13 protein-coding genes are annotated in these 13,539 nt (G+C 70.7%); 6 read left to right on the top strand and 7 right to left on the bottom strand.

Annotated elements, in window-relative coordinates:
- Positions 1–31: 31 nt before the first annotated feature.
- On the bottom strand, positions 32–793 hold the full coding sequence (locus ACWEMY_RS07265) for a DUF2470 domain-containing protein (RefSeq protein ID WP_375932297.1): 762 nt from the start codon (positions 791–793) through the stop codon (positions 32–34).
- A gap of 111 nt (positions 794–904) precedes the next feature.
- Here ACWEMY_RS07265 and ACWEMY_RS07270 point away from each other — a divergent pair, with 111 nt between their 5' ends.
- The 3 genes from ACWEMY_RS07270 to ACWEMY_RS07280 all read left to right on the top strand — a co-directional run bounded on the left by ACWEMY_RS07270 (position 905) and on the right by ACWEMY_RS07280 (position 3,139).
- Positions 905–1,309, top strand: coding sequence for a hypothetical protein (locus ACWEMY_RS07270; RefSeq protein WP_452389255.1), 405 nt, complete (start codon positions 905–907; stop codon positions 1,307–1,309).
- Positions 1,310–1,559: 250 nt separating this feature from the next.
- Positions 1,560–2,474, top strand: a complete 915-nt coding sequence (pheA, locus tag ACWEMY_RS07275) for a prephenate dehydratase (protein ID WP_452389256.1) — start codon at positions 1,560–1,562, stop codon at positions 2,472–2,474.
- Positions 2,471–3,139 (top strand): histidine phosphatase family protein, encoded by a 669-nt coding sequence (locus ACWEMY_RS07280; protein WP_452389257.1) that lies wholly within the window; start codon positions 2,471–2,473, stop codon positions 3,137–3,139. The genes pheA and ACWEMY_RS07280 overlap by 4 nt, the downstream gene beginning before the upstream one ends.
- 3 nt (positions 3,140–3,142) lie before the next feature.
- Here the strand turns inward: ACWEMY_RS07280 and ACWEMY_RS07285 are convergent, their stop codons facing one another.
- From ACWEMY_RS07285 to ACWEMY_RS07310, 6 genes are all read right to left on the bottom strand, one after another.
- Positions 3,143–3,973 (bottom strand): ESX secretion-associated protein EspG, encoded by an 831-nt coding sequence (locus ACWEMY_RS07285; RefSeq protein ID WP_452389258.1) that lies wholly within the window; start codon positions 3,971–3,973, stop codon positions 3,143–3,145.
- Positions 3,970–5,097 (bottom strand): PPE domain-containing protein, encoded by a 1,128-nt coding sequence (locus ACWEMY_RS07290; RefSeq protein ID WP_452389259.1) that lies wholly within the window; start codon positions 5,095–5,097, stop codon positions 3,970–3,972. The genes ACWEMY_RS07285 and ACWEMY_RS07290 overlap by 4 nt, the downstream gene beginning before the upstream one ends.
- Positions 5,098–5,143: 46 nt before the next feature.
- Entirely contained in the window at positions 5,144–5,455 is a 312-nt protein-coding gene (locus ACWEMY_RS07295; RefSeq protein ID WP_336084712.1) for a PE family protein, read from the bottom strand.
- A 110-nt stretch (positions 5,456–5,565) separates the two neighbouring features.
- Complete coding sequence (locus tag ACWEMY_RS07300) at positions 5,566–5,916, bottom strand: metallopeptidase family protein (RefSeq protein WP_452389311.1); 351 nt, start codon at positions 5,914–5,916, stop codon at positions 5,566–5,568.
- A 2-nt stretch (positions 5,917–5,918) separates the two neighbouring features.
- A complete protein-coding gene (locus ACWEMY_RS07305; RefSeq protein ID WP_452389260.1) occupies positions 5,919–6,992 on the bottom strand; it encodes a septum formation family protein in 1,074 nt (357 codons plus the stop codon).
- Between the two features lie 83 nt (positions 6,993–7,075).
- The gene (locus ACWEMY_RS07310) at positions 7,076–8,773 is read right to left on the bottom strand and encodes an aldehyde dehydrogenase family protein (RefSeq protein WP_452389261.1); all 1,698 of its coding nucleotides are present in this window, start codon (positions 8,771–8,773) and stop codon (positions 7,076–7,078) included.
- 81 nt (positions 8,774–8,854) lie between these two features.
- Between ACWEMY_RS07310 and serS the strand changes: the two genes are divergently transcribed.
- The 3 genes from serS to ACWEMY_RS07325 all read left to right on the top strand — a co-directional run bounded on the left by serS (position 8,855) and on the right by ACWEMY_RS07325 (position 13,538).
- Positions 8,855–10,111 carry a serine--tRNA ligase gene (gene serS, locus ACWEMY_RS07315; protein ID WP_452389262.1) on the top strand — a complete coding sequence of 419 codons (1,257 nt, stop codon included), beginning with the start codon at positions 8,855–8,857 and terminating at the stop codon, positions 10,109–10,111.
- A 153-nt stretch (positions 10,112–10,264) separates the two neighbouring features.
- Positions 10,265–12,037 (top strand): putative bifunctional diguanylate cyclase/phosphodiesterase, encoded by a 1,773-nt coding sequence (locus ACWEMY_RS07320; RefSeq protein WP_452389263.1) that lies wholly within the window; start codon positions 10,265–10,267, stop codon positions 12,035–12,037.
- 109 nt (positions 12,038–12,146) lie between these two features.
- Positions 12,147–13,538 carry an MFS transporter gene (locus tag ACWEMY_RS07325; RefSeq protein ID WP_452389264.1) on the top strand — a complete coding sequence of 464 codons (1,392 nt, stop codon included), beginning with the start codon at positions 12,147–12,149 and terminating at the stop codon, positions 13,536–13,538.
- The last annotated feature ends 1 nt before the right edge of the window (position 13,539 follow it).

Consider the following 13,539-nt stretch of genomic DNA (forward strand, 5'->3'; position numbering starts at 1 on the left):
CCGGCTGCAGCGAAGTCTAGGCAGGCCGGGATCAGATGCGGCGCAGGCCGTTCAGGAACGGGCAGCCCGCCAGGATGCGCACGGCCTTGCTCAGCGATTCCACGTCGTCGGCGGGCGTGGCGAAGGGCAGCCGCACATCGTGGTCGGCCTCGGGGCCCTCCACGCGCAGGGTCAGGCCGTAGCGGTCGATGGCCAGCGGGTGCACCATGCCGCCGCGCAGGCGGGTGGGCAGGTGCCGCGAGAGCTGGGCGACGACATCGGCGTGGTCCTCGGCCATGTGCTGCAGCCAGGCGCTTTCCATCTGGCAGAACGGGTCGGGGGAGGCGGCGCGCAGGTCGGCGTGGTCGACGGATTCGGCACCGGAGGTGTCGGCGAGCACCGCCGAGTTCACCACCACCCGCAGCAGCGTGGTGGTGTGGCCGATGTCGAGCAGGCCGGGGTGCGGGTACTCCTTGGCGATCTCCACCGCCAGCGCGCGCTGCGCCTGCGCTGGCACCTGCCGCACCCAGCCGCGCAGCCAGACCAGCGCCCGCACCGGCTCGCGCAGCGGCAGCGGCGCGTGGTCGGTGAGTTCGAGGACCGCCGAGGTCTCGTTGGCCGTGGCCGCCAGGGCCGCCGCGATCGACGCCGCCGGAACCGCGATCACGGCATCGCCACAGCGCCGCAGGTGATGCAGCGTGGTGGGAACCGGATCGATGCCGGGCAACGCGAGCACCGCGGTCTCCGCGTGCGCACAAGCGCTGCGCACCCGCTCCGCGGTGGTCGGCGCGACGATCGTGGTGGGGCTCGACATGACAACCTCCGCGGACTGACGATTAGGTAAACCTAAGCTAAGTTACGAAGCCGCTCCGTGCAAGAGGACACCCCTTATGAACTGTCGAGAATTCCCGTCTACGGTGATCGGATGACGCACGACGACCACGAACCCGTCCTGGTCACCCTCTCCACCCCCGCCCGCCGCAGCCTGGTCGCGGGCCTGCTCCGCCCCGAAGGCAGCACCCCCGACCCCGTCGACGTCGACATCCCCGACCTCGACCTGGCCGCCTTCCTGGCCGGCATCGCCCACGCCGACCACGGTTTCGTCGCCCGCACCACCAGCGGCCCCCGCGCCCTCGCCGTCGTCGCCGGCACGGTCGCCGCCCTCTGCGGCGAAGACATCCCCACCGCCCTCACCACCCCCGACCTGGCATTCCTCAAGGGCCTCAAGCCCCCCGCCATAGAAGCCACCCGCACCGTCCTGCTCGGCATCGAAACCCAGGCCGCACACGAAAAAGAAGTAACCGCCGCCCTCGCGACCCTGGACCCCTAGCACCGCCGCGCCCGCAACAGACAGATACATCTGACGCCACCAAACCCAAGCACCGTCCGACTCGCAACCAACTCTCGCGACGGCACACCCCACCCGACGCCACCAACGCCACCCCGAAAACCCAACCCCCACGGTTTTCGGCCGCCTCGCATCCGAGGGGCGAGACGTCCCGGCGAAGCCGAAGTATCGCCCCTCGGATGCGAGGCTCACAGGGCCGAAAACCCGCGGCACCAGCCGCTAAAATAGCCCAGTGCCACGTATTGGGTATTTCGGGCCGTCCGGAACGTTCACCGAGATGGCTCTGGTGAAGTTCGAGCAATCGGGGGCCTTCGACGGGCCCGTCGAGCGGATCGCCGCGCCCAGCCAGGGGGCGGCGCTGGATCTGATCCGCTCCGGGGACGTCGAAGCCGCCGTCGTCCCGATCGAGAGCTCGGTCGAGGGCTCGATCCCGGCCACCCTGGACTCGCTGGCCATCGGCCCCCGGTTGCAGATCATCGCCGAGACCGAGCTGGAAGTGAGTTTCGCGATCCTGGCCCGGCCGGGCACCACCCTGGACCAGGTGCGCTCGCTCGCCGCCTACCCGGTGGCCGGGGCGCAGGTCAGGGAGTGGGTGGCGCGCACGCTGCCCGAGGCGCAGCCCTACATCTCCGCGTCCAACGCGGCGGCCGCCGAGGATGTGGCCGCGAGCAGGGCCGACGCGGCGGTGTCGACGGCGCTGGCGGGGGAGCGGCTGGGTCTGGTCGCGCTGGCCGAGGGTGTGGCCGACCACGATCAGGCCATCACCCGTTTCGTGCTGGTGACCCGGCCCGGCGTGGCCCCGCAGGCCACCGGCGCCGACCGCACCTCGATCGTGCTCGAACTGCCCAACGAGCCCGGTTCGCTGATGCGCGCGTTCGCCGAATTCGCCACCCGCGGTGTCGATCTCACCCGCATCGAATCCCGCCCGACGCGTACCGGCATGGGCACCTACCGTTTCTACCTCGACTGCGTCGGCCACCTCGACGACCCGGCCGTCGCCGAGACGCTCAAGGCCCTGCACCGCACGGCCCGGGTGCGGTTTCTCGGTTCCTGGCCCGCCACCGCGGCCGTCGGCACCCCGCCCCCGTCGGACGAGCCCGCCGCCGAATGGCTCACCCAGCTGCGAAAAGGAGTCGCCGACCTATGACGGCACGCGCGAAGCTGATCCTGGTGCGTCACGGCGAGACCGAGGGCAATGTCGCCCGCATTCTCGACACCAGGGTGCCGGGCCTGCCACTCACCGAACGCGGTGTGGCGCAGGCGAAGGCGTTCGGTTCCGGCCTGCTGACCCCGCCGCGGGTGCTGGTGTCGTCGGAGGCGCTGCGCGCCCGCCAGACCGCGGGCTATATCGAGGCGGCGACCGGCACGTCGGCCCAGGTGCTCGACGGTCTCTTCGAAGTCCAGGTCGGTGACCTGCACGGCCGCTCCGATCCGGAGGCACACGGCCTGTTCCAGCGCATCTACCGCGGCTGGCATCTCGGCGAACTCGACGCCCGTGCCCCCGGCGGCGAATCCGGCCAGGAGGTGCTCGACCGCATCCTGCCCGTGCTGGGTGGCCTGCGCGAGGAGTACCTCACCGGCGACGGCGCGGGCGACGTGATGGTGGTGAACCACGGTGCCGCCATGCGCCTGGTCGGCAAGGCGCTGGCCGGGGTGGCGCCGCCGTTCACGACGAACAACCACCTCGACAACACCGAGACGATCGAACTGCTGCCCACCGAGGACGGCGGCTGGGAGTGCCTGCGCTGGGGCAGGTTCACACCGCCGTTCACGGTGAAGGCCGAACCGACCGCCGACGATCCGATGGGCTAGTACTCAGCTCTCGGCGGCCGCGGCCTTGAATTCGCTACGCACCGGCAGGGATTCGATCAGGTCGGCGACGGCCGTGCGCAGGCGCGCGGCCGAGCCAGTGGCGATCGACGACCACTTCACCCCGTCGTCGGCGACGCTGGCCGTGATGATGAAACGGCCTGCGCGCGTGTTGAACACGGCGATGTGGTTGTCCTGGATGTCGCGGGTGCCGTCACCGTAGGCGACGCCGACGATCTCGGCGTAGGAGTGGATCTCCACCAGGGCCGAGGCCAGTGTCTGGGCGTCGGTGGCCGGGTGGCCGACCTTCGCCAGCCGGGCGGTGGTGGCCGCCGCGTCACCGGTGTCGCCGAAGATCGGGGCGAGATCGTCGGTGGGCGCGTTCATCCCGTACAGCTCGAGTGCCTCGGTCTGCCCGAGCGCGTGCAGAACCGCGCCGGGCAGATCGAGACCGGCATCGTCGACGACATAGGAATCCGGCCCGCGCAGGGCGACGACCGCGCGGTCGTCGCCCTGCGCCAGACAGAATCGATTCACCTGGCCCGCGACCACCCACCGCAGCGCGATGATCCACTGCGGCCGGTAGAGCACCCGCAGGCGCTCGGCGAGCTCGGGCGCGACCGTGTCACCGAACACCAGCTCGCGTTCGGTGAGCACGGCCTCGGCGGCATTCATGGCCGCGTCGTGCGCGGTCACGTTGTCGTAGCGCCCCAAGGCATCGAGGACGACGGGCATCTCGTCGAACTGCAGCTTCTCCAGGAGGAACTGCATCTCGTCGAGCGAGAGCACGACGGCCTCGAGCAGCGATCCCCCGCTGCCCCCGCCCAGGACCGTCACTTGGCCGATCCGGCGAGGTCGGCGCCGATCACGCCCTCGGCTGCGTAGCGCCCGTCGGTGAACTGCTCGTTGGAGCGGCCGTAGTCGACGGCGTCGTGCTCGTCGTCGTCCTCGCCCTTGGCGCCGCGGCCGAGCAGCGGGTTGGCCCCGTGCCCGGTGTTGTTGCGCACCGGCGCGCTGTCGACCCGGTTGACCACCGATTCGGTGACCGGGGCCGCCGCGGGGGTGCTGGCCGCCGGAGCGCCCCAGCCCTCGGGCAGCTTCAGCTGACCCGGCGCGAACGCGGAGCCGCCGAGACCGGCCGACACGGTGGACAGGCCGCCCGCGGCCCCCGCGCCGAGACCGGCCATGACCGGCGCCGCGGCGGTGGCGGGCACGGTGCCTGCGGTGGTGGCCGCCGACAGCGCCGAGGACGCGATGTTGCCCGCCGTGCCGACGCCGCCGGAGACGACGCTGCCCGCGACATTGGCCGCCTGGGTGGCCGCGCTGACCACGCCCGGGTTGGACACGAGGGCCTGCGCCGCGCCGATCGCGGTGGAGATCGGGTCGCCGCCGAAGTCGCCCTCGGTGGCCGAGCCCGCGCCGCTGGCGATCTGCGGCGGCATCGAGAACTCGCCCGGGGTGGTGACGGTGGCGGTGGTGGCCGCCTCGTAGGTCTCCATCACCAGCGCGGCGCGGACGTCCATCGCGTGGCGGGCGACCTCGGCGACCTCGAAGGCGCCGGAGACGACACCGGGCGGATTGGCCGAGGCGGTGACCGCCGCGTTGGTGGCCACGATCTCGGGCAGGCTTGGCATCGCCAGCGAGGCCACGGTGTAGGCGGTGGCGTTGGCGGTGGCCTTGGCGCTCATCACACCGGCCATCGCGCTCTGCTGACCGGTCCAGGCGAGGAACGGCGCGAGCCGGCCGAGCACGGCCAGACCGTTGACACCCTGCAGGCCAACGCCCACCTCGGCGATCACACGGGTGATCGTGAAGGTCGCGTCACCCCAGGCAGCGGCCAGTGTCCCCCACGACGTGGCCGCTGCGGCGATCGGTACGGCGTGCGCACCGGTGTTGAGGGTGGTCGAGTTGATCTCGGCCATACGCGGTAGCCAGAAGACCCCGGTGATCCCTGCGGTCATTGTTGTTTCTCCCCTGAGTGAACGATCGTCGGCGGATCGGGTACGGCTACACCTGGACGGCGTTGATGGTGGCCGCGCGGGCCACGTCCTCGCCGATGTGGGTGGTCAGCTGCGAGCGCAGCGTCGCGGCGGCGTGGTGCAGCTCGAGGATGCCCTGCGCCATCGCGCCGTCGTGGGTACCCGCGGCGCGGTTGAAGTGCGAGGCGGCCAGCAGCGAGACCTCTTCGGCTCCGGAGGGGAGCACGTGGGTGGTCGGCCCGGCCAGACCGGCGGCGACGGCGAGCCGTTCGGCGAGCAGATCGAGCTCGGCGGCGGCGGCGAGGACGATTTCAGGTGCGACGAGAACGTGTCCAACCATGACCCGACTCCTTCTGGTGGCGACTATCGGGAACCACGAGAATTCCCCCTACGAGTGATAGGACGCGAGAGCGGGACGTTCGGTTCCATCGATTCCCCACCCTTTTTTCGCTAACCCCATCCCAGCTCATGCAACCGGTCGTCGTCAATCCCGAAATAGTGTGCTATTTCATGGATCACGGTGATCGCTACCTCCTCGACCACCTCGTCGTCCGTGCTGCAGATGTCGAGAATAGCCTCTCGATAGATGGTTATGGTATCCGGCAGCGAACCCGCGTAGAAGCTGTCTCGTTCGGTCAGCGCGATCCCGTGGTAGAGCCCGAGCAGCGAGGGCTCCTCGTCGTTGCGGTCCTCGACCAGCACGACGACGTTGTCGATGGCCTCGGTCAGTTCGGGCGGAATCCGGTCCAGCGCATCGCTGACCAGCTCTTCGAACCGCTCCGGCGACATCCGGTCGGCCACGGTCACCGCGGCTGCGGCTGCGGCGGCAGCGGGGCCGCGCCGGGCAGCGGCGCCGGGGTGGAGCGGCCGGTGTTCGGCGGCGGTACCGGAGCCTGCCCGTCGATCAGGATCTCCCCGCGGGCCGAGCCGACGATCGGCGCGAAACCCTCACGGTCGACACCCTTTCCGAGCCAGCAGTCCAATTTGTGACTGCCCGCGAGCCAACTGGTCGGTTCGAGAACGTCGAAGAACATCGTCAGCGTCTTGTTGCGGATGGCGTCGGGGCTGCCGAGATAGTCGGTGGCGAGCCGGTTGCATTCGGCCTCCACGTACTTGTCCTGGTCGGCTTCCGAGGGCGGGCCGCCGGTGAAGTTGGCGGCCAGGTCGACGGTGCCGACGATCTCCACCGCGTGCGGCTGCGCGCAGTCGACCGGATCGGTCGGCAGGTTCTGGCTGATACCCAGGCAGGTGCCCGCGTCGTGGACCTTGGACTGGTCGCCCTCGGCGATGCTGCCGGTGGAGGCCGGGGTGGTGGTCGTGGCCGCCACCTGCACGCCGCAGCGCAGGGTCCGGTCGCCGTGCTGCCAGCCCGCCGGGCTCGGCGACATCACGTTCACGGTGTACTTGCCGCGCGTGTCGAAGCGCCCGCCCAGGTAGCGCTGCACCGCGCTGACGCAGTGCTCGTCGCGCAGTTCGGTCATCCGCAGCGAATCCGGGTGCCGGGTGCCGTCGCCGAACTCCCGGCCCGGGTAGGCGCTCAGGTCGATCACCCCGGCGACCTCGAACAGGTGCTTGTCGGCGCAGTTCACCTTCACCAGGTCGCTGCGGTCGGGCTTGGTCCAGCTCAGGCAGTCGCCTTCGGCGGCGCTGCTGAACTCCTTGTCCCTGACCACCGGCTCGGCGCCGGGCTGGTGGGCCTCGACCTTGTCGCTGTCGAAACCGGTGACGGTCATCGTCACCAGGGCGGCGAGCACCGCGCCGAGGGCGCCGATGAGCATGCCCCAGCGCAGCTTGTTCGCCGACAGATGCAGCGAGCCGCCGCGTCCACGCGCCGCGGACCCGGATTCCTGTGCTGGTTCACTCTGCTTCTTCGACATCGCGGTCCATCATGGCAGTGCGTCCGCCGCTGTGCCACGACCTGTGCCGGAGACGCGGGCGCGCGCGTCCCCGGCGGGCCGGGCTAGCCGCGCAGGGCGGAGACGAAGATGCCCGGCAGGCGGCGGATCTTGCCGTCGCCGTAGAACTCGGTCAGCTTGCGGCCGGTGCCCGTGCCGGTCTTGTTGGAGACGAACCACGGCGGCTTCGGGGTGGTGGCGAACTCGCCGCCCAGGATCGAGCGCGGGGCGGGCCGGAACGGGCCGCGGACCACCGTGCGCTCGACATCGTCGAGCAGGAAGGCGTTGTGTACGACGCCGACGCCGCTCTGGATGTCGTCGAGGGTGTGGCCGGGGTAGGCGCCCCAGCTCGCGCGCGGGGTGAGGAAGGCCAGGCCGGTCCAGGAGTTGATCGCGACCGTGCCGTAGCGCAGGTTCTCGATCGCGGTGTCGAGCGCGCCGCCGAGTGCCTTGATGGTGGCCGGATCGGCGATGACGTTGGCGCCGAGCGTGCCCATCAGCTCGTCGTTGGCGAAATCGACCGCGTTGCCGAGGAATTCGGTGCCGGTGCCGGGCAGTTCGACCACGCCGAGCACGGGGGAGAAGTACTCGGTGCGCAGCAGCGCGGTGCCCGTGGCGGGCAGGTTCTCGGCCAGCACGCGGCCGTTGGCGCGGGCGCCGTCGGGGTAGCTCTCCAGCGCGCCCGCGACACGGTTGTCGCTGCCGGGGTAGTAGGCGGTGCGGGCGGGCGCGGCGTCGACGGCGGCACGCAGTTCGGTGAGGAACTGCTGCTTGAGCGGCCAGTCGGCGGCCAGCACCACCGTCTGCGCGGCCACGCAGTTGTAGCCGCCGTTGTGCAGGCGCATGGTCGCCACATGCTCGGCCTGGAACTTCAGGTCGGCGGCCGACCACTCGCCGGGCACCACGATGACCGGCGCGACCCCGCCCAGTTCGCTGGTGATCGGCTTGTCCAGCGCGGGCGTGCCCGCCGCGCGCCGCCGCTCGCCTTCCTCGCCGGTGCCCCAGACGATGGCGTCGTGGGTCGGCGCGCCGCCGGTCATGTGCACGTGCGCCACCTGCGGATGGTTCACCAGATAGCCGCCCTCGGCCGCGCCGCCGGTGAGGATGCGTACCAGGCCCAGCGCGATGAACGGCGCGAAGATGGTCTGGAACACCGGCAGCAGCGGGTCGGTGATCGGGTTGAGTTTGAGCGCGACCACGCGGTTGTTGGCGTAGAGCTCGTAGAGGGTGTCCAGCGGCGCGATGGACATGATGTTGCCCGCGCCGAGCACCGCGCCGACCCCGTTGGTCGCCGCCGGGTCGAGCTGGGCCAGGCCCGCCTTGCGCCGCGCGGTCCCCGCGTCGACACCGGGCCTGAGCCAGACATCGGCGGAGAACCCGCTGAGCAGCAGTTTGTCGTAGATGCCGTGCGGCAGCGCGGGCACGCTCACCCGGCCGCCGGGCGCGCTGCCGAGGGCGACACCGTCGAGCGGGCTGCGGCCCTGCTCGAGCGCGCTCAGCGATTCGCTCAGTGCCTTGGCGCCGGCCAGCATGGTCATCGGGCCCGACATCCACTCCTCACCGAGCAGCGGGCTGTCGGCGTCGAGCTTCTTGATCACGCGCGCGGCGTCCACCCACGCCTGCGCCTCGCGCGCGGTGATCGCGTGCAGTTCGTCGAGCAGTTCGCGGCGGCGGCGCAGGTCGGTCGCGGCCCAGGTCTTCTCCCCCTGAGTGAGATCGGCGAGTGCGGCATCTATCCCGGCGGTGTCGAAAGAAGTACTCACACCGCAACTATGCTCCTGTCCTGCCCGCTTGGCATAGGGGCGAAAGATTATCCGTTGCGCGCACTACTAGGCTGTTTTCCTATGATCGACCTCCGATTCGTGCGCGAGAACCCGGAAGCCGTGCGTGCCTCGCAGCGGGCCCGCGGCGAGGACCCCGCCCTCGTCGACGCGCTGCTGGAAGCCGACGCCGCGCGCCGCGCCGCCGTGGCCACCGCCGACACCCTGCGCGCCGAGCACAAGGCCATGGGCAAGGTGATCGGCAAGGCGAGCAAGGAGGAGCGCCCGGCCCTGCTGGCCGCCGCCACCGACATGTCCGCCAAGGTCAAAGAGGCCGAGGCCGCCCAGCACGCGGCCGACGCCGACCTCGACGCCGCGCACCGCGCCATCTCCAATGTGGTGCAGGAGGGCGCGCCCGCGGGCGGCGAGGACGACTACATCGTGCTCGAAACCGTCGGCACCCCACCGGAGTTCGACTTCGAGCCGAAGGATCACCTGGAACTCGGCGAGTCGCTGGGCCTGATCGACATGGAGCGCGGCGCCAAGGTGTCGGGCTCGCGGTTCTACTTCCTCACCGGCCACGGCGCGCTGTTGCAGCTGGGTCTGCTCCAGCTGGCCGCGCAGAAGGCCGTCGCCAACGGGTTCACCATGATGATCCCGCCGGTGCTGGTGCGTCCGGAGATCATGGCCGGTACCGGCTTCCTCGGTCAGCACTCGGCCGAGGTCTACCACCTCGCCGACGACGACCTCTACCTCGTCGGCACCTCGGAGGTGCCGCTGGCGGGCTACCACGCCGAGGAGATCCTCGACCTGAGCGCGGGCCCCAAGCGCTACGCGGGCTGGTCGTCGTGCTTCCGCCGCGAGGCGGGCAGCTACGGCAAGGACACCCGCGGCATCATCCGGGTGCACCAGTTCGACAAGGTGGAGATGTTCGTCTACACCACCCCCGAGCAGGCCGACGCCGAGCACCAGCGCCTGCTGGCCTGGGAGCGCGAGATGCTGGCCGCCATCGATGTGCCCTACCGGGTCATCGACACCGCGGCCGGCGATCTGGGCAGCTCGGCGGCGCGCAAGTTCGACTGCGAGGCCTGGGTCCCCACCCAGCAGACCTACCGCGAGCTGTCGTCCACCTCGAACTGCACCACCTTCCAGGCGCGCAGGCTCTCGGTGCGCTACCGCGACGAGAACGGGAAACCGCAGATCGCGGCCACATTGAACGGCACCCTGGCGACCACGCGCTGGATCGTGGCCATCCTGGAGAACCACCAGCAGGCCGACGGTTCGGTGCGGGTGCCCGCGGCGCTGGTGCCGTTCGTCGGCACCGAGGTATTGAAACCGTAGACCTCTTCACTGTTGGCCAGGTGGGCATTTGTAGCATGTGGCAAACGACCTGACCCGACAACATCTAGGCTGGTGCTCGTGCGAGGAATCGGGGCGCGCGGCGATACCCGAACCCGGGTGCGGGCGGCATCGGCGTTGGCGACGGCAAAGGTCATGGCCAGGACAACGGGGGCGTTCTACGTCCTCGGCGGTGTCCTCGGCCTGACCATCACTGCGATCGCACCGGCTGACACGCGTGCCCTGGATGTCACGGGCGTCGAGGACGGCAGCCGGTTACTGGTCGGCATCGCGGCCGCGGTCGCGCTGGTCCTCGGGCTCACGCTGCTGGCCTGGGGCCCGCGCATGCCGCACGCCCTGCACCACGCCTACCTCGCGACCGCGACAGTGCTGGTCACCGTCGCGGTGCACGATTTCCCCAACCTGGTCGGCGGTATCACGCTGGCCTCGTTCTACGTCTTCGTCGCCTGCGACGCCGCGCTGTTCTTCGCCTGGCCCTTCGCCGCCGCGCACATCGGTTTCGCGATGGCGCTGTGCCTGTGGGTGCTGCCCGATCGCGGTCTGCCCTGGTGGTCGGGCCTGATCCCGGCCGGGGTCACCTTCGGCGCGGGCGTGGTCGTCGGCATCCTCACCCGGATGGCCTCGGACGCCGATATCGACGTGCTCACCGGCCTGCTCAACCGCCGCGGCTTCGAGAAGCAGCTCAACCCGGCGATCGACGCGGCCGGGCGCGGCGGGCACGGGCTGTCGCTGGTGCTGGTCGACCTGGACCGCTTCCAGAAGATCAACGATCACCTCGGCCACCGCGCCGGCGACGCCGTGCTGCAACGCGTCGCCGACACCTGGCTCGACCTGCTCGCCCCCGATCAGGTGCTGGCCCGCTTCGGCGGTGACGTCTTCGCGCTGCTGCTGCCCGGCACCACCGAACAGGCCGCCATCCTGCTCACCGAGCAGTTGCGCGCCGCGGTGACCATGGGCTGCTCGGCCGGTGTCACCTCCTGGCAGCCGGGCGAATCCGGATCGCTGCTGATCAGCCGGGCCGATGTGGGCCTGTACCGGGCCAAGCAGGCGGGCCGCAACCGCACGGTGCTCGAGTCCTCGCGGCAGCTGCCGCTGGCGGTGGAACTGCGCGAGGCGATCGACCGCGGCGCCCTGGACGTGCACTATCAGCCGATCGTGAGCCTCACCGAGGACGGCGGCCAGGCGGTCGGTGTCGAGGCGCTGCTGCGCTGGTCGTCCAATGCCCAGCCCGAGGTCACCACCGAGGGCCTGATCCGGGTCGCCGAGGAATACGACCTCATCTCCGACCTGGACGAACTGGTGCTGCGCCGCGCCTGCGCCGACGCCGCGCGGCTGCAGGAGAGCTTCGCCTCCCTGGACCTGACCCTCAATGTCAACGTCTCCGGCCTCGAACTGGCCGAAACGGGCTACGCCGACCGGGTGGCGACCATCCTCGCCGACACCGGCTGGCCCGCCGACCAACTCGTCCTCGAGGTCACCGAGAGCGAACTGGCCGCCGAGTCGCAGACCGCCATCACCAACCTGCACACCCTGCGCGACCGGGGCGTGCGCATCGCCATCGACGACTTCGGCACCGGCTACTCCTCGCTGAGCCGCCTGGCCACCATCCCCAGCGACATCCTCAAGGTCGACCAGTCCTTCGTCGCCGCGATCCGCTCGGACTCGCCCGCGCCGCCGCTGCTCGGCGTGATCGCCGCGCTCAGCAAGTCGCTGGACCTACAGGTCATCGCCGAGGGCGTGGAAACCGAATACCAGGCCGCGGTACTCACCGAACTCGGTTTCGCGCTGGCCCAGGGCTATCACTACAGCGATTCGCACCCGGTCTCGGAACTGATCAACGACCTCAACGAAGGCACCTCCGACGACGACGATTCGCTCTCCGCCAGCGGCTGGATCCCGCTCGGGTAAAAGCCCTTGACGTGCGGCGGGCGCCCGGCGAACCATGGTGTGCATGAGCATGCTGGTCTACGACTGTTGATCCCGGCTCGTTCGCCGAGCCGTCGCGGTGGTCAGGCGCTTGACCGCTGACCCGGTCGACGTCCGCGGCCTCACAGTGCGCGCGGTCCTGTTCCGGGGCACCCGCGACCTGCTGCCGATCTATGCCCTCTACGGTGTGCTCTTCGCCGACCACGGCCTGAGCACCGCCCAGATCTCGCTGCTGCTGGCCATGTGGTCGGTGACGGCGTTCGTGCTCGAGGTGCCCTCGGGCGCCTGGGCCGACACCGTCTCGCGCCGCGCCCTGCTCATCGCGAGCTGCCTGCTCCAGGGCACCTGTTTCGCACTGTGGATGATCGCGCCCTCCTTCGCCGGCTTCGCGCTCGGCTTCGTGGTGTGGGGTATCGCGGGCGCACTCGAATCGGGCACCTTCGAGGCCCTGATCTACGACGACCTGGTCGCCCGTGGCGCCCCGAACGCCTACGCCTCGATCATGGGCTGGTCGCGCGGCGCCCAGGAATCCACCGTCCTCGTGGCGATCCTGGCGGCGGCCCCGCTCTACGCCCTCGGCGGATACGCCCTGGTCGGCTGGGTCAGCGTCGGCATCGCGCTACTCCACACCGGCACCGCCCTGCTCCTCCCACGCCCCCCGGTCGCCATCTCCGCCACCGCCGTCGACGACCTCGACGACACCCCACCGACCCCCGACCGCCTCGGCCCCCACGCCATGCCCACACCGGCCCGCGATCCGGGCACGCCGTTCCGAGGCAGCGGCGACACACTGTCGGCCAGCGCCGATGACGAGTCCGCCCCCAGGGACGATCACGCCCGCGACGAGCAAGCGACCACGGGCGACGCCGTGTCCTCCCGCTACCTGACGATGCTGCGCACCGGCCTCGGCGAGGCCCTGCGCGTGCGCCGCGTGCGCCGCGGTGTCCTCCTCGGCGCGCTGCTCTACGGCGTCACCGCCTTCGACGAGTACTTCGGCCTGCTGGCCGTCTCCGGCGGTGCCTCCACCAGCACCTCGGCGTTGCTGATCGCGGTGACGGTGGTGGGTTCGCTGCTCGGTTCGCTGCTGGCGGGCCGCACCGAGGCCGTCTCGGCACGCACCCTCGCCATCGCGCTGTTCGTGGCGGGCCTGCTGTTCATCGCCGGTGCGCTGGCGGTCGGGATGGGTGGCACGGCCATGCTGTGGATCGGGTTCGTCGGCATCGGTATCGCCTACGGCATCGACTTCAATGCCGAGGTCATCGCGGGCGCCCGGCTCCAGGACAGCATCGCGGGACCGGCGCGCGCCACCGTCACCTCGGTGTCGGGTCTGCTGTCGGAGATCGTGGCGCTGGGGGTGTTCGCCTTCGTCGCGCTGGCCACCCAGTGGCTGGCGATGTCCACCACCATCGCGCTGCTGGGCCTGGTCATCCTGGTCAGCGCCGTGCTCACCCCGACCTGGCTGCCACCGCGCCCCACCCGCTAGC

The sequence above is a fragment of the Nocardia sp. NPDC004415 genome (genome assembly GCF_053602435.1).